At 64.4% G+C, this 16408-nt stretch carries 17 protein-coding genes; 16 read left to right on the forward strand and 1 reads right to left on the reverse strand.

The genetic code is table 11. The features are described 5' to 3' along the window. Positions 1 to 557 precede the first annotated feature (557 nt). On the forward strand, positions 558 to 2489 hold the full coding sequence (gene rho, locus FB389_RS09260; protein WP_142113721.1) for a transcription termination factor Rho: 1932 nt from the start codon (positions 558 to 560) through the stop codon (positions 2487 to 2489). Positions 2490 to 2618: 129 nt separating this feature from the next. Here the strand turns inward: rho and FB389_RS09265 are convergent, their stop codons facing one another. Continuing rightward, complete coding sequence (locus tag FB389_RS09265; RefSeq protein WP_142112986.1) at positions 2619 to 3758, reverse strand: glycosyltransferase family 4 protein; 1140 nt, start codon at positions 3756 to 3758, stop codon at positions 2619 to 2621. Between the two features lie 70 nt (positions 3759 to 3828). Here FB389_RS09265 and FB389_RS09270 point away from each other — a divergent pair, with 70 nt between their 5' ends. The 15 genes from FB389_RS09270 (at position 3829) to FB389_RS09340 (ending at position 16372) form a co-directional block, all read left to right on the forward strand. Continuing rightward, positions 3829 to 4398, forward strand: a complete 570-nt coding sequence (locus tag FB389_RS09270; RefSeq protein WP_142112988.1) for a hypothetical protein — start codon at positions 3829 to 3831, stop codon at positions 4396 to 4398. Between the two features lie 124 nt (positions 4399 to 4522). Further along, entirely contained in the window at positions 4523 to 4735 is a 213-nt protein-coding gene (rpmE, locus tag FB389_RS09275) for a 50S ribosomal protein L31 (protein ID WP_142112990.1), read from the forward strand. A gap of 117 nt (positions 4736 to 4852) precedes the next feature. Further along, positions 4853 to 5959 carry a peptide chain release factor 1 gene (gene prfA / locus FB389_RS09280; RefSeq protein ID WP_142112992.1) on the forward strand — a complete coding sequence of 369 codons (1107 nt, stop codon included), beginning with the start codon at positions 4853 to 4855 and terminating at the stop codon, positions 5957 to 5959. Further along, positions 5956 to 6849 (forward strand): peptide chain release factor N(5)-glutamine methyltransferase, encoded by an 894-nt coding sequence (prmC, locus tag FB389_RS09285; RefSeq protein WP_142112994.1) that lies wholly within the window; start codon positions 5956 to 5958, stop codon positions 6847 to 6849. Before prfA ends, prmC begins: the two co-directional genes overlap by 4 nt. Before the next feature lie 21 nt (positions 6850 to 6870). Beyond that, positions 6871 to 7575: an L-threonylcarbamoyladenylate synthase gene (locus tag FB389_RS09290; RefSeq protein WP_142112996.1), complete on the forward strand. Its 705-nt coding sequence runs from the start codon at positions 6871 to 6873 to the stop codon at positions 7573 to 7575. Beyond that, entirely contained in the window at positions 7572 to 8708 is a 1137-nt protein-coding gene (locus FB389_RS09295) for an MraY family glycosyltransferase (protein ID WP_142112998.1), read from the forward strand. The genes FB389_RS09290 and FB389_RS09295 overlap by 4 nt, the downstream gene beginning before the upstream one ends. A 62-nt stretch (positions 8709 to 8770) precedes the next feature. Next, positions 8771 to 9208 (forward strand): Cg1360 family ATP-synthase-associated protein, encoded by a 438-nt coding sequence (locus FB389_RS09300; protein WP_142113000.1) that lies wholly within the window; start codon positions 8771 to 8773, stop codon positions 9206 to 9208. 140 nt (positions 9209 to 9348) lie between these two features. Continuing rightward, positions 9349 to 10161, forward strand: coding sequence for a F0F1 ATP synthase subunit A (gene atpB, locus FB389_RS09305; RefSeq protein WP_142113001.1), 813 nt, complete (start codon positions 9349 to 9351; stop codon positions 10159 to 10161). A 94-nt stretch (positions 10162 to 10255) separates the two neighbouring features. Then, positions 10256 to 10483 (forward strand): ATP synthase F0 subunit C, encoded by a 228-nt coding sequence (atpE, locus tag FB389_RS09310; protein WP_142113003.1) that lies wholly within the window; start codon positions 10256 to 10258, stop codon positions 10481 to 10483. Positions 10484 to 10487: 4 nt separating this feature from the next. Beyond that, positions 10488 to 11045, forward strand: coding sequence for a F0F1 ATP synthase subunit B (locus tag FB389_RS09315; protein WP_142113005.1), 558 nt, complete (start codon positions 10488 to 10490; stop codon positions 11043 to 11045). Then, positions 11045 to 11860, forward strand: coding sequence for a F0F1 ATP synthase subunit delta (locus FB389_RS09320; RefSeq protein WP_142113007.1), 816 nt, complete (start codon positions 11045 to 11047; stop codon positions 11858 to 11860). The genes FB389_RS09315 and FB389_RS09320 overlap by 1 nt, the downstream gene beginning before the upstream one ends. A gap of 94 nt (positions 11861 to 11954) precedes the next feature. Further along, positions 11955 to 13586 carry a F0F1 ATP synthase subunit alpha gene (atpA, locus tag FB389_RS09325; RefSeq protein ID WP_142113009.1) on the forward strand — a complete coding sequence of 544 codons (1632 nt, stop codon included), beginning with the start codon at positions 11955 to 11957 and terminating at the stop codon, positions 13584 to 13586. 2 nt (positions 13587 to 13588) lie between these two features. Continuing rightward, positions 13589 to 14485 carry a F0F1 ATP synthase subunit gamma gene (locus FB389_RS09330; protein ID WP_142113011.1) on the forward strand — a complete coding sequence of 299 codons (897 nt, stop codon included), beginning with the start codon at positions 13589 to 13591 and terminating at the stop codon, positions 14483 to 14485. 88 nt (positions 14486 to 14573) lie between these two features. Beyond that, positions 14574 to 16055: a F0F1 ATP synthase subunit beta gene (atpD, locus tag FB389_RS09335; protein ID WP_142113013.1), complete on the forward strand. Its 1482-nt coding sequence runs from the start codon at positions 14574 to 14576 to the stop codon at positions 16053 to 16055. 44 nt (positions 16056 to 16099) lie between these two features. Continuing rightward, positions 16100 to 16372 (forward strand): F0F1 ATP synthase subunit epsilon, encoded by a 273-nt coding sequence (locus tag FB389_RS09340; RefSeq protein ID WP_142113015.1) that lies wholly within the window; start codon positions 16100 to 16102, stop codon positions 16370 to 16372. Positions 16373 to 16408 lie beyond the last annotated feature (36 nt).

Below are 16408 nucleotides of genomic sequence, written 5' to 3' on the forward strand. Positions count from 1 at the left end.
GGCGGGGTTGGCAGCGACGGCGGTGGTAGGTGCGCGCTGCGGGTGCGCGCTGCGGGTGCGCGCTGCGGTGGTGAGCGCGGTAGGTGAGCCCGGCGGGTGCGCGCTGCGGTGGTGAGCCCGGCAGGGAACCTCCGGTAGTGCCGCACTGCGCTGCGGAACCTCCGGTAGGTGGCTCGCGGCTACGGACAGTGGTAGTATTACGTCTGGTCGCAAGCATTATCGATTGGAGGCGAACGGTTTTCGCGTTCGCGTTGTGTCCGATAAACGTGCCCCGACCTTCCCCGATAGTCCTCCCCGCGAAGCGGATGATGCCCCGGTGTGAACCGCGGTAGCGGTAGCCCGCAGGGGTAGCCAATTCTGGCTAAGGGAAAGATTCCGCGCCACATCAATCTAGATAGCGGCGCGATCAAAACGATGTGACCAGATTTGCTGGCCCCCAACCGTGCCTGACGTGATGCGACGCCAAGCACCGAAAAAATGAGAAGGATTCCTTCGTGACACAATCCGCCAATCCCACTAACGATGGCGCACAGGGTGGAGCAGGGTCGCTTTCTGCGATGAAGCTCGCCGAATTACAGAAACTTGCATCTACGCGCGGGATCAAGGGAATTTCCAAGATGCGCAAGGGTGAACTTGTTGAGGCGATCCGCGCCAATGGGGGCGCGGGACGCACTGCAAAGACTGAGCGAGGCGCGGACAAAGCCGCTGTTCAGGCGGCGCCTGTCAGCGAGAGCCGGACCCGCGCAACGAGCGACCAGCGCCCCGCCGCGTCGAAGGAGCAAGGGGCACCCACGGCTCCGGCGGATACGGCGAACGGATCCGAAACGCAGCGCGATGAGCGGCCTCGCCGCAACCAGTCTGAAAAGGTGACGCAGAACGACGCGGAGCAGTCGAAACTCGGCTCGACCGAAAACATCCTGGAGGGCCTACCGTCGACATCGCGCGGCAAGAGCGTTGCGCGCGGCGAGCGCCGCGGCGAAGCCGCGCAGCCGGAGCAAACGGAGCGCCGCGTCGCAGGCGACCGCGCCGAGCGGGCGGCGACTGTCGTCGAAGACCTGCCAGGTTCCAACCGCGACGGGCGCGGTCGGCGCGGCCGCAATGGGCGAGACGGTGACAAGGGCACCGATCAGCGTTCCGGCACGGGTCAGCGCGACAACCAGCGCAGGCAGGATTCCTTTGATGCTGAGGACGACCGCAACGGCCGCCGCCGCCGGGGACGCGACCGCTACCGCGATCGCGACCGGACCCGGCGCGGGCGCGGGCGCGCCACCAACGACCTGATTGGCGTCGACGACGTCGAGGTCACAGAAGACGACGTGTTGGTTCCCGTCGCCGGCATCCTGGACATCCTCGATAACTACGCCTTCGTTCGCACCAGCGGGTATCTGCCGGGGCCCAATGACGTCTACATGTCGCTTGCCCAAGTCAAGAAAGCCGGTCTGCGCAGGGGCGACGCGATCACGGGTGCGATCCGCGCGCCGCGCGAGGGAGAAACGCCGGGAGCCAGTTCGCGCCAGAAATTCAATGCGTTGGTGCGGCTGGACACGGTCAACGGACTCACCGCTGACGTTGCACGCAAGCGCCCCGACTTCACCAAACTGACACCGCTTTACCCCCAGGAACGCCTGCGCCTGGAGAACGCGGCGAATTCGAAGCTAACGCCGCGCGTCATCGATATCGTTGCGCCGATCGGGAAAGGCCAGCGCGGCCTCATCGTCGCCCCGCCCAAGGCCGGAAAGACGATCATCATGCAGCAGATCGCCAACGCCATCACGACCAACAATCCTGAGGTCCACCTCATGGTCGTTCTGGTCGATGAGCGTCCCGAGGAAGTCACCGACATGGAGCGCACGGTCAACGGCGAGGTCATCGCCTCCACCTTCGACCGCCCCGCATCCGATCACACCATGGTCGCCGAACTGGCGATTGAACGTGCCAAGCGTTTGGTTGAACTCGGCCAAGACGTCGTTGTGCTGCTCGATTCATTGACGCGCCTTTCGCGCGCCTACAACCTCGCGGCGCCCGCATCCGGGCGGATTCTATCCGGTGGTGTGGACGCGTCGGCGCTCTACCCACCGAAGAAGTTCTTTGGTGCCGCCCGCAACATCGAGGAGGGCGGATCGCTCACGATTTTGGCTTCCGCCCTGGTGGAGACGGGTTCAAAGATGGACGAGGTCATCTTCGAGGAATTCAAGGGGACCGGAAATATGGAGTTGCGCCTGAGTCGCCAATTGGCGGACAAGCGCATATTCCCCGCCGTCGACGTCAACGCATCCGGTACCCGTCGCGAGGAAGTCCTGCTTCCTGCGGAAGAACTCAAGATCATCTACAAGTTGCGGCGCGTATTTGGCGGCTTGGACCAGCAATCGGCTATCGAATTGCTGCTCGGCAAGCTCAAGGAAACGAAGACAAACATCGAGTTTTTGCTGCAGGTGCAAAAGACGACCCCGGGTGGCGCCGGGGATGAAGGCATCGGGAAGACGGTCTAGCGGAAGCGGTTACGCCCGCTCGAGCTCGGCGGCTGATCACCAACCGGTGAGGGCCGCCGAGCGGCGGATCGCCAACCGGTGCGGGCAGTCAACCCGTCGGGCCGCCGAGCGGTGGCGGTGGCCTCGTCCCTAATCTGCGGCCAAGCCCAGGTACTTCTTAGCTGTTTGAGCGACCTGGTCCCAGGTCCACTCCGCAACGACCCGTCGGCGCCCTGCTTGCCCCATCCGCGCGGCCAATTCCTGGTCCGCAAGCAGCTGCGAAATGCGGTCGGCTATGTCGCGCGGGTTTTCCGGATCGACCAAGAACCCCGTTTCACCATCGACGACGGCATCGGGCGCGCCTCCGGAATCGCCGACGATGACGGGTTTGGCGCAGGCTCCCGCCTCCAGATAGACGATCCCCAGACCCTCGACCTCCAGCCCGCGCTTGCGGGCGCGTGAAGGCATTGCGAATACCGTGCAATCGTCGTAGTAGGCGGGCAGGTCGGCCCACGGGACGGAACCCGCGAAAATCACGGAGTCGGTCACCCCGCGATCGCGCGCGCGGGCCTCCAATGCTGCGCGGTACGGGCCCTTGCCGACGATGACGAGCACGGCCGCCGGATGATTACGGCGCACCCGCGGCCACGCATCGATGAGCCGGTCCTGCCCCTTTCGTTCAACTAACCGGCCCGTGACCAGCACGATCGGGGTTCGATCGGCAAGGTTGAGCAGGCTGCGCGCGCGGCCGGACCCCACGCCCGGATAGAAGCGCGCGGGGTCGACGCCGGGCGCCAGCCGAACCTGCTTGGCGCGGTCGGCGGGGTGCAGCGCGACGGCTATGTGGTCACGGCACCATGCGGAAATGTAGGTCAGGTAGTCGACGTGGGCGCCGATGCGCGCAAGCAGCTGCCTGGTCCCCGGTATCGCAGCCCACCACGCCTCGTGCCCGTGAGTGATGGCGACGATCGTCTGCGCGCCCGCGCGCCGCAGCGCGGGTGCCAGAAGGCCCAATGGTGCCGATGCTCCAAACAGCACCCGGTCGCACCCGTGCGCGCGCATCGCCGCCACCACGTTGCGGCGCACGCGCCAGGTCGGCAGCAACGTTCCTGCCCGATCGCGGATGACGGTGAAGGCCGCCTGCTCGTCGTACGCGGCGTCGCCCGGCATCGAGGCCGTGTAGACGACCAGATCATCCGGGTCAAAACGCTTGGCAAGTTCTTCCGCGAACGTCTCGATACCGCCCTGGCGAGTGGGGAAGTCGTTCGTGATCATGAGTGTGCGGGGCATGGGTCCGATCCTAGACGTGCGGTGCGCCCCGGTCATGTAGGCATCGCCGCCCGGTGCTACCATTGCTCGCGTGTACCCTGAGCGCAATGCCTCAAGCTCATCGTGCCGCACGCGCGCGGGCGCGGTGATCGCCCTGTGCCTCGCGGTGGTTGGCACCAGCGCCTGCGGGACCATCCTGACCACGGATGCGCAAAATGTCGTTCTGCGCGCCAAACCGGTAGAGGACGCCGTCGCGAAGGTCGGGTTTACGCTCCAATGCACCAATCAGGACGCCGCGAACGGCGTGCTGCGTGACAATACCTACCCGTGGCGCGACGCCTACTTCGTCGGGAAGGCGGCCGACATCGGCGCGGTGATAGACACGATCACGGATGCGAGCTTCACCTTCGAAGGCAAGCCGCATCGCGATCTCGCGACGCTGCCGACCGCAGTCTCCATTCTCTCGAACCAGGCCGAAGACGACACCTCCGTCGCCCTGGATTACGCAACGGACGCCGCCGGCGCCAGCTGGTACATCGCGTATTACAGGGATAAGCTCACCCTCGAATGCAGCGATGTCAATCGCTGGGGCACCGTGGTTCACCTCAAAGCAGGGGAAGTCGGGCTGGTAACGAGTCTAAGTCTTCCAGAACTGAACTGAAACGAACCTTGCGCGCCACTGGATTTCGCGGCGCAAAAGTGGCATAATCTTTCGTTGGCTTGCTGGTTCACGTTCTCGTAATTCCGCGGAGCGACCCAGCACCATGACACATAGGAGATTCGCCATGAAGGCTGGGATCCACCCCGAGTACGTCGTGACGCAGGTAACCTGCACGTGCGGCAACACGTTCGTCACCCGCAGCACGGAAACGTCCGGCAAGATTGCGGCGGACGTCTGTAACGCCTGCCACCCGTTCTACACCGGCAAGCAGAAGATCCTCGACACCGGTGGGCGCGTCGCTCGCTTCGAGGCACGCTACGGCAAGAAGAACAAGTAGCTTTTTTGCAGCGCCGGTGGCACGCCACCGCCAACCTCTCTAGGGGCAGGCGGTGCGCGCGCCACCGGCGCTGTGCTATTCCCGCATTCCCTGTTCAGCCGAAAGAAACGAGTTGTCATGGCAGCGCCCCACGAACCGACCCCGCACCACTTCGCCGCGGTCGACCCGCTGCTGGAAGAGTATGCGGACCTGGAACGGCAGCTTGCGGATCCCGCCGTGCACGCGGATCAGGCGCGCGCACGCACCCTAGGCAGGCGCTACGCGGAGCTGGGCGCGGTGGTGCGCGCCTTCAGGCACTGGAAATCGACCGCCGACGATCTTGCCGCCGCGCGGGAGCTTGCCGAACTCGACGATTCCTTCGCTGCTGAGGCCGCCACCTTGCAAACCCAAGAAGAGGAGGCATCGGCGAAGCTGCGCGCGGTGCTGCTGCCGCGCGATCCTGACGATGCGCGCGATGTCATCCTCGAAATCAAGGCGGGAGAAGGGGGCGAGGAGTCGGCGCTCTTTGCTGGTGACTTGCTCCGGATGTACCTGCGGTATGCCGAGATGCGGGGCTGGAAGACGGAGATCATCGGATCGACGGAATCGGACCTGGGCGGATACAAGGACGTTTCCGTCGCTATCAAATCGAAAGGAACCGTGGAACCCGCCGATGGCGTCTGGGCGCACCTGAAGTACGAGGGGGGAGTGCACCGCGTCCAGCGCGTCCCCGTCACCGAATCGCAGGGGCGGATCCACACATCCGCCGCCGGGGTCCTGGTATTCCCCGAGGCGGACGACGTCACGGACGTCGACATCGATCAAAATGATCTGCGCATAGACGTGTATCGATCGTCCGGACCTGGCGGGCAGTCCGTCAACACGACGGATTCCGCCGTTCGCATCACGCACATTCCCACCGGGATCGTCGTTTCGATGCAGAACGAGAAGTCGCAGCTGCAAAACCGCGAGCAGGCCATGCGCGTGCTGCGCGCCCGCTTGCTGGCGGCGAAGCAGGAGGAGGCAGCGGCGCAGGCTAACGATTTGCGCCGCTCGCAGGTCCGCACGGTCGACCGTTCCGAGCGGATCCGCACCTACAACTTTCCCGAGAACCGCATCGCGGATCACCGCACCGGCTACAAGGCGTACAACTTAGACCACGTGCTGGACGGCAACCTGGGTCCGGTCATCGAATCGGCCATCGCCGCCGACGAAGAGGCGCGCATGGCAGCGACGGGGGAATGACGGTCCCCTTGGGCTGGCGAGAGCAGATCGACCTGGCGGCTAGTCGGCTTTCGCAAGCGGGTATCGCGGCCGCGCGCCACGAGGCCCTGCTCTTGGCCGCGCACGCGGCGGGCCGGTCCCCGGGGGAGATGGCCGCCGTGCAGATCACCGGGTCGTTGGCGCCCGACGTTGACGCCAGTGAGGCGTTCGCGCGGATGGTCGCCCGGCGCTGCGAGCGCGTGCCGCTGCAGCACATCACGGGAGTCGCCCCGTTTCGCCGCCGGGAACTGTGCGTCGGGCCGGGCGTCTTTGTCCCGCGCCCGGAGACCGAACAGGTGGTCGAGGCGGCCATACGAGTCGCGGGGCTCGAAGCGGGCCGCGCCGCGCGCGTGGCGGATTTATGTGCGGGCAGCGGCGCCATTGGTTTCGCCATCGCCGACGAGTTCCCGCTCACCCGCGTGTGGTCCGTCGAGCTAGATGGGAACGCCTTCGAATGGACGCAACGCAACTGGCGGTCGCTGCCGGACTCCGTGCGTCCGCGCGTCGACCTGCGGCGCGCCGACGCACGCACGGCGTTGCACGAACTGGACGGATCGCTGGATCTGGTCATCAGCAACCCGCCCTATATCCCGGGCGACGCCGTTCCGCGTGACCCGGAGGTCGCGCTGCACGATCCCGGCGTGGCCCTGTATGGGCTGGGGGCCGACGGCCTGGAGGTGCCGCGCGGGATCATTGCGGCGGCGGCTAGGCTGCTGCGCCCGAGAGGCTGGTTCGTGATGGAACACGCGGAAACCCAGGATGCCGCGGTGCGTGCCATGGTCGGCACAGACTCGTTCGATAGCGTGGCGACCTGCAACGACTTGGCGGGGCGCCCGCGTATGGTAGTGGCACGAAGAATCGAAAGTTCGTAAAAAGGGCAGGCTCGCATCACCATGACCAACACGTTTGCTGTGCAAGATCCAGGCACGTGGGGACCCTCCCTCGACGCGGCCGTCGCCACCATCGCTCGCGGCGACCTTGTGGTCCTGCCAACGGACACGGTCTACGGCGTCGGCGCCGATCCCTTCGACCCGCGCGCCGTTGCTCGCCTATTGGCGGCCAAGGGGCGCGGACGTCAGATGCCGCCGCCAGTGCTCGTGGCGAACGAATCCGGACTCGATGCGCTGGCCGACCAGGTCCCAGACTTCGTCAGGGCTCTCGTCGCCGCGTTTTGGCCGGGCGGGCTGACCGTCATATGCAGCGTGCAGCCCTCGCTCGCGTGGGACCTGGGCGAGACGCGCGGCACCGTCGCGCTACGAATGCCCAATCACCCCGCGGCGCTGGCACTGCTGACGCGCACGGGGCCGCTCGCGGTCTCCAGCGCGAATCTCACGGGTCATCCCGCGGCGCTGACGTGCGCGGATGCGCAATCGCAGCTGGGGGATTCGATCGGGTGCTACCTGGACGGAGGCAGCGCACCCGGGCAGATCGCCTCGACCATCGTCGACGCCACCGGCGGATCGGCGCGGGTCGTCAGGCTCGGTGCCATCGACGTGGCCGCGTTGGAGGCAGTGATCGGCTCCGTGGAACTTGCCCCGGGGGTGCCGGCGAACTCGTCCTCCCCTGCGAACCCCAGCCACGGGCCCGAGGCGCGATGAGGGTCTATCTGCTTGTCTGCCTCGTCGCGGCAGTCGTGACGTTTCTGCTGACGCCACTGGCGAGGTGGATTGCGACGCGATCCGGGGCGTACACCGCGGTGCGGGCGCGCGACGTTCACACCGTCCCCACCCCGCGCCTGGGCGGTCTTGCCATGCTGGGCGGACTCGTCGTCTCGTTCGTGATCGCCTCGCACATACCGTTTCTGCAGCCGGTCTTTCGGGACTCCGGAAACACGGCGTGGGGCGTTATCGGCGGCGCGGCAATCGTGTGCGCCATCGGGGTCGTCGATGACATATGGGACCTTGACTGGATGATCAAGCTCGTCGGGCAGATCCTTGCCGCCGGCCTCATGGCGTGGCAGGGCGTGCAGCTGATCACGCTGCCCATCGGTGGCCTCACCATAGGTTCGAGCCGCATGTCACTATTCGTGACGGTGCTGATGATCGTGGTCGCGATGAACGCGGTCAACTTCGTTGACGGTCTCGACGGGCTTGCCGCGGGTGTGGTCGCGATCGGCGGCGGCGCCTTCTTCGTCTACACCTACATACTCACGCTCAATTCGAGCCCGCTCGATTACGCGTCGCTGGCCTCCCTGGTCGTCGCCGCGCTGGTTGGGGTTTGCGTAGGGTTCTTGCCATTCAACTTCCACCAGGCGCGGATCTTCATGGGGGACTCCGGGTCAATGCTGATCGGACTCACCCTGGCCGCCGCCGCGATCATTATCACCGGAAAAATCGATCCCGAAAAGATCAGCGGCGGGCAGACGATCCCCGTCTACCTGCCGATGCTGCTGCCGTTCGCGGTGCTGGTTCTGCCGCTGCTCGACATGACCATGGCAGTGATTCGGCGGCTCGCCCAGGGGAAATCACCGTTCCACCCCGACCGTCGCCACCTGCACCACCGCTTGCTCTCGATCGGGCACACCCACCGGCGTGCGGTGTTCGTCATGTACCTGTGGACCGGCGTCTTCGCCTTCGGCGGGGTTTCCTTGGTGGCGTTCCCGTGGCGCGACGTGGTCGTGGGGACGCTGATAGCCTCCGCGGTGGCCCTGGTGCTGACGCTGGGGCCGCTGCGCGGCAGGGGCGGCTACGACGATCACCGGACGGCCCGACACGCCACCCGTGCTCGCTAGGATGGCACCCGTGCCGAACCGAAACCGCCGGTGCCCGACACCGAAAGCGAGACACGCCAATCATGGCTGATAGCCACAACCAAGCAGGGGTGCCGAACGGGGCTCCGGTTCGCGCCGCGGCGCGAACCGCGCTCGTCTCGATGCTCGTCGTGATCGGGGGAACGGGATGCCTCGCGGCACCCGCCGCGTGGTATCTCGCAGGCTCAGCGGCCGGGATCGGTGTGGCAATGGCGGTGGGCGTGGCCCTCTTCTTTTCCGGAACCACGGCACTATCGATGGTGGCGGGCGCGAACAGCACCGCGGCCGCTCTCGGTACTATCATTGGCGGGGCGTGGATCGCGAAGATCGCTGTGCTGTTCGGCGGCTATCTGCTCATCCGCGACGAACAGTTCTACGACCACCGAGTTTTTGCGGTCGCTTTGTGCCTCTATGTCATTATCGCTGCGGTTATCGATGCGTTAGCGGTCGTGAGGGCAAGGATCCCGCTCGTGGACGTGTGACTTTGGTCCGATTGCTCAAGACACCAGCACGGGTATGACTGAAAGTAGTATAGGCTTATGGCCGACCCGAACACGACGGTGGGAAAACCCTGCCGTGTTGTGTGGCCGCGCCTACTTAACTCCAGGAGTCATGACAGGTCATGATCACGCTCGATACGCTCGTTCTCGCCAGTGGCGGTGAATCGGGAGAGTTCCACGCACCGTCGCTAGCGGACTTCTTTCCACCGGCCATCTGGTTCGAAGGCACGATCTTCGAGATCACCAGGTTGCAGTTGGCGCAATTTCTGGCCACCGCGGTCATCCTCGTTATCCTCGTCGCTGTCACGCGCCGCGCTGCGGTGGTTCCCGGCCGGTTCCAAAACGTTATCGAGCTGATCCTCGATTTCGTGCGGGTGCAGATCGTTGAATCGACGATGGGCCGCGAACGCGGCAAGAAGTACATCGGGATGATCACCACGATCTTCATCACCGTGCTCGCGTTCAACCTGACGTCGATAGTTCCCGGTCTCAACCTCTCCGTGAACTCGCGCATCGGCGTGCCGATGCTGCTCGCACTGTGGGTGTTCTTCTCCTACTGGGCTGCCGGAATCAAGCGACTCGGCTTTTGGGGTTACATCAAGACGAACCTGTTTCCACCGGGCGTTCCCTTCTTCGTGTACCCCATCCTCGCTCCCATCGAACTCCTGCAATTGCTCATCGTCAGGCCCGGATCGCTGCTGATCCGATTGCTGGCCAATATGGTGGCGGGTCACATCACGCTCGCGCTGTGCTACCTGGCAACGAACTACCTGCTCCTCTACGCAAGCGTGAGCCTGAAGGCCTTCGGCGGGCTGACCTTCGTCGCCGGTATCGCGATGACACTTTTCGAGGTGTTCGTCGCGGCCCTCCAGGCGTACATCTTCGCCCTCCTGGCCGCCGCCTACATCAACATGTCTTTGGAGGACGAGCACTGACCAACCGGTCACCCACCAACTGCACGACCGTTGCCAGTTCGGCAACATCGCATCACAAACGTCCGGCGCACGCCGGCCCAAGAAAGGAAAACTCGTGGACGTCACGAATCTCGCGGAAATCGCAGGCAACCTGAACACCATCGGTTACGGTATTGCGGCTCTTGGCCCCGGTATTGGTTTGGGTATCCTCATCGGCAAGACGATCGAGGGCATTGCCCGCCAGCCTGAGACCGCCAACCAGCTGCGCTCGACCATGTTCATCGGTCTTGCATTCGTCGAAATCCTCGCGCTCCTGGGCTTCGTTCTCGCCCTGATCAGCTAAGTCCATGACAAGTTTCTTGGCTGCTGGAACAGAGAGCGTCGAGGGGATCCGGCTATTCATCCCCGAGCCTTCCGAGATCTTTTGGTCAGCGATCGTTCTGGTCATCATCGCGATCGTCGTCATCCGCGTGGCGTTGCCAAAAATCAACAAAGTGCTGGACGAGCGCACCGCCTTGATTGAGGGCGGTATCGCGAAGGCGGATGAAGCCCAGGCGCAGGCCGCCGCGTTGCTATCCCAACAGGATGAGGAGTTGCGCGCCGCGCGCGCAGAGGCTGCTCGGATTCGGGAAGAAGCCCGCGGTGAGGGCAGCGCGATCGTCGCCGAGCACCGCAAGACTGCATCGCAAGAGGCCGACCGAATCACCGAGGCCGCGATGCGACAGATCGAATCTGAACGTCAACAGGCGGCTATCGCGCTGCGTGATGAGGTGGGCACGCTCGCCACGGAACTCGCCGCGAAGATCGTCGGCGAATCGCTGGACGACGTTGCTCGTCAGTCGCGTGTGGTTGATCGTTTCCTTGCTGATCTTGACGAATCGACCGCATCTACCAAGGGGAACTAATGCGTGGAACATCCCTGGCCTCGCGTGAAGCTACGCTTGCTGCCTTCGCGCCCGTGCTCGAGGCTGCGGGCGAGGAGGCGGTATCCTACGGCAAGCAGCTCCTCGACGTTGTCGATCTGTTGGACGCTAACGGAACCGTTCGACGCGCGCTCACGGATCCGGCTCGGGATGCCCAGGCGAAGGCCAGTTTGATCCAGGGGCTCTTCGGCCCGCACGTCGCTGCAGCGGTTTGCACCGCGCTCGTGGACGCCATCGGCCACAGGTGGATTCGCATCGGTGATTTCGTATCGGCGATCGAACACCTCGGCTTCGTGGCTGTGTTCTACGGTGCCCGCAATGGCGGGCGCCTGGAGGAAGTGAGCCAGGAACTGTGGTTCGCCAGCCAGGCCCTTGCCGGGCAGCCCGAGGTGCGCACCGCGCTCACGGATCCGCGGGCGGACGCCCGGGCGCGCGGCGAGCTGGTCGGGTCGTTGTTCGCCGACAAGGTGAGCGAGGAAGCGCTCACGCTCATCGTGCGCGCCGCGGCGTACCCACGGGGACGGCACCTGGTTCCCTTCCTGCAATCGTTGTCGGATCTCGGCGCCACACTGCGGAACCGTACGGTTGCGCACGTCACGTCCAACACCGCTCTTTCTGAAGAACAGATCGAACGCATCGAATCGATCCTCGGGCGCAAGTACGGGCGGCGCATTCAGGTGGATGTCACCGTCGATCGTTCCGTCATCGGGGGTGTCCGCATCCAGGTGGGACCGGACGTGGTGGATCAAACGGTCGTTTCACGACTCACCGACATACGCAGGCAGATTGCCAGCTAACGACATTGGGCACCGGCGGTGCCAAACGGGTAATCCCCGGTAACTTTGGAAAACGAGCAGGGACCGTGGTAGCGGTCGCGACAGGAGTGGAACAATGGCTGAGCTGACGATCAAGCCGGAGGAGATCCGGGCTGCGCTAGACAGCTTCGTGAAGTCGTACAAGCCCAAGGGCGCGGTCAGCGAAGAGGTTGGACGCGTCACACTAGCGGCTGACGGTATTGCACAGGTTGAGGGACTCCCTGGCGCGATGGCGAATGAACTGCTGCGCTTTGAGGACGGCACGCTCGGCCTCGCGCTGAACCTGGATGTGCGCGAAATCGGTGTGGTCATCCTGGGGGAGTTCTCGGGGATCGAAGAGGGCCAGGAAGTGCGCCGCACGGGCGAGGTGCTTTCGGTAGCCGTCGGCGACGGTTACCTGGGACGAGTCGTCGATCCGCTGGGCAACCCGATCGACGGGCTGGGCGAGATCGCGACGGTCGGGCGCCGGGCGCTTGAGCTACAGGCACCGGGCGTTATGCAGCGCAAGAGCGTCCACGAGCCGTTGCAGACCGGCATCAAGGCGATCGATGCGATGATTCCGATTGGTCGCGGGCAGCGCCAGCTGATCATCGGGGACCGGCAAACGGGTAAGACTGCTATCGCCATCGACGCGATCATCAATCAGAAGCAGAACTGGCTGTCGGGGGACCCGAGTAAGCAGGTGCGCTGCATCTACGTCGCTGTCGGCCAGAAGGGCTCGACCATCGCGGCGGTTCGCGGGGCGCTTGAGGAAGCCGGAGCCCTGGAGTACACGACCATCGTCGCCGCCCCGGCCTCCGATCCTGCCGGATTCAAGTACGTGGCGCCCTACACCGGTTCAGCAATCGGGCAGCACTGGATGTACGAGGGCAAGCACGTCCTGATCGTTTTCGATGACCTATCGAAGCAGGCGGAAGCCTACCGCGCAGTCTCCCTGCTGCTGCGCCGCCCGCCGGGCCGCGAGGCGTACCCGGGCGACGTCTTCTACCTCCACTCCCGCCTGCTGGAACGCTGCGCGAAGCTCTCGGACGAGATGGGGGCCGGATCGATGACCGGCCTGCCGATCATCGAGACGAAGGCGAACGACGTTTCCGCCTACATCCCGACCAACGTCATCTCGATTACCGACGGGCAGATCTTCTTGCAGTCGGATCTGTTCAACGCGGACCAGCGGCCTGCCGTCGACGTCGGCATTTCGGTGTCCCGGGTCGGCGGATCGGCGCAGATCAAGGCGATGAAGAAGGTTTCCGGAACCCTGAAACTGGACCTGGCGCAGTTCCGGTCCCTGGAGGCATTCGCGATGTTCGCTTCGGACCTCGACGCCGCCTCGCGGGCGCAGCTCAACCGCGGTGCACGACTCCTCGAACTCCTCAAGCAGGGGCAGTACGACCCCTACCCCGTTGAGAACCAGGTCGTTTCGGTTTGGGCCGGAACAAAAGGCAAACTCGATGACGTGCCCGTTGCCGATGTGCGCCGCTTCGAGTCCGAGCTGCTGGACCACCTGCGGCGCAACTCGGATGTCTTGGAGACAATCGCCTCGACCGGAAAGCTCGAAGACGAAACCGAATCCGCGCTGGATAAGGCCGTCGAAGAGTTCCGGCTCGGATTCTTGACCGCGGACGGCTCCCCGCTGTTGGGTGACGAGGAGGCGGAAGAGACCGGATTGACCCCGGAGCCGGAGCAGATCGTCAAGCAGAAGAAGGCCTGACCGTGGCGGGAGCTCAACGGATCTATCGAGCGCGCATACGCTCGACGCAATCGCTGAAGAAGGTGTTCAGGGCGCAGGAGCTGATCGCCGCGTCGCGGATTGGGAAGGCCAGGGCGCGCGCAAATGCCGCCCGTCCCTACGCGATCGCGATCACGCAGGCGGTTTCGGCCGTCGCGACGCACTCTGATATCCAGCACCCGCTGGCATCGCAGCGCACCGACACCAAACGTGTCGCCGTGTTGCTGGTGACCGCCGACCGCGGCATGGCCGGGGCCTACACCGCGAATGTCCTGCGGGAGGGCGAACGACTCATAGAATCGTTCGCTGAGCAGGGCCGCGAGGTGGATCTCTACGTCACCGGTCGCCGGGGTGTCGGCTATTTCAGTTATCGCGGGCGCGAAATCGCGGGCAGCTGGACGGGGGAGTCCGATGCCCCCTCGACGCAAACCGCCGATGCAATCGCGGCGGAACTGCTGGCTCGCTTCCTGGCCCCGGCCGCCGCGGGCGGCGTCGCCGAACTGCACGTGGTCTACACGCGGTTCGTGAACATGGTTACGCAAGAACCCACGATTCTGCGGTTGTTGCCGCTCGAGGTTGTCGACGGTGTGGCTCCCGTTTCAGCGGACGATGTGCTGCCACTGTACGACTTCGAGCCTTCCGCCCACGAGGTTCTCGACGCGTTGCTGCCGCGCTATATCAGGGCGCGCATCTATTCGATCCTGTTGCAAGCGGCGGCCTCGGAGCTGGCGTCGCGGCAGCGTGCCATGCACACCGCGACCGACAACGCCGAGGATCTGATCCGCACGTACACGCGGCTTGCGAACCAGGCTCGCCAGGGTGAGATTACGCAAGAAATCACCGAGATCGTCTCGGGTGCAGATGCATTGAAGGCATCATGATGCTTACCAGTGCACAAGAACTATCTACATTTGAACCACGTCTCCGCAGCAGCGAAGACACGTCAGGACAAGAAGAGCGAGGCCAGAAATGACCGCCACAACAGTCGAGAGCCCGGCGTCCGGCGCCGGCGCGTCAGCTTCTGGGCGCGTTGCGCGGGTTATCGGACCCGTTGTTGACGTCGAATTCCCAGCGGGTGGAATCCCCGACATCTACAACGCGTTGACGGTGCCGATCGACCTGTCGGGCCAGGGCGAAGGCGAACAGAACTTCGTCTTGACGATGGAGGTCGCCCAGCACCTCGGTGATAACCTCATTCGGGCCATCGCCCTCAAGCCGACCGATGGTTTGGTGCGCGGTGCAGAGGTGACCGACACCGGTGCCGCCATTTCGGTGCCCGTCGGGGACGTGACCAAGGGCCACGTCTTCAACGTCACCGGTGACGTCCTCAACGCCAAGCCCGGCGAGAAGATCGAGGTGACCGAGCGCTGGCCGATTCACCGCAAGCCCCCTGCGTTCGATCAGCTGGAGTCCAAGACCCAGATGTTTGAAACCGGCATCAAGGTTATCGACCTCCTGACACCCTACGTGCAGGGCGGCAAGATCGGTCTGTTCGGCGGTGCGGGTGTCGGTAAGACCGTTCTGATCCAGGAAATGATCTACCGCGTTGCTAATAACCACAATGGTGTTTCCGTGTTCGCCGGGGTTGGTGAGCGCACCCGCGAGGGCAACGACCTCATCGAAGAGATGACCGAATCCGGGGTCATCAAGCAGACTGCCCTTGTCTTTGGCCAGATGGACGAGCCGCCAGGCACGCGCCTGCGCGTGGCGTTGTCCGCGTTGACCATGGCAGAGTACTTCCGCGACGTGCAGCGCCAGGACGTGCTTTTGTTCATCGACAATATCTTCCGCTTTACGCAGGCCGGTTCGGAGGTCTCGACGCTGCTGGGGCGCATGCCTTCTGCTGTTGGTTACCAGCCAAACCTCGCCGACGAGATGGGAGTTCTGCAAGAGCGCATTACCTCCACGCGTGGTCACTCGATCACGTCGCTGCAGGCGATCTACGTGCCAGCGGACGACTACACGGACCCGGCCCCTGCGACCACCTTCGCGCACCTGGACGCGACGACGGAACTGAGCCGCGAGATCGCTTCGCGCGGTCTTTACCCGGCCGTTGATCCGCTGACCTCGACTTCGCGCATCCTCGATCCGCGCTACGTCGGCCAGGACCACTACGAGGCCGCGACCCGGGTCAAGCAGATCCTGCAGCGCAACAAGGAGTTGCAGGACATCATCGCGATTCTCGGCGTCGACGAACTGTCCGAAGAGGACAAGACGGTCGTGGCTCGCGCCCGTCGCATTCAGCAGTTCCTGTCGCAGAACACATACATGGCCACGCAGTTCACCGGCGTTGAGGGATCGACGGTTCCGTTGAGCGAAACCATCGAGGCGTTCACCAAAATTGCCGACGGCGAGTTCGATCACATTGCCGAGCAGGCGTTCTTCAACATCGGTGGCCTGGAGGATCTGGAACGGAACTGGGCGCGGATTCAAAAGGAGTTCGGGGCCTGAGTGGGCGCCGAACCCGATCGCGCGGAAGGTCAGTGAGGTAAAACGTGGCACAGCTCGAAGTCAACGTCGTTGCAACCGGCGATACCCTGTGGCAGGGCCAGGCACGTATGGTCGTGGCGCCCGCGTCCGACGGCGAGGTGGGTATCTTGGCGGGGCACACCCCCATGCTGGCGGTGCTCAAGGCGGGAACCGTCCGGGTCGTGCCTATCACCGGCGAGAAGGTTGCGATCCACGTCACGGGCGGGTTCTTGTCGGTCGACTCCGACGTGATCACGGTCGTTGCGGATTCCGCAACCATCGACGCGAGCGCCCACTAGCTCCGCTGGCTTAGGCATAGTTTTGGGAGAGTCTGT

The organism is Rarobacter incanus (genome assembly GCF_006715765.1).
GTDB classification, from domain to species: domain Bacteria; phylum Actinomycetota; class Actinomycetes; order Actinomycetales; family Cellulomonadaceae; genus Rarobacter; species Rarobacter incanus.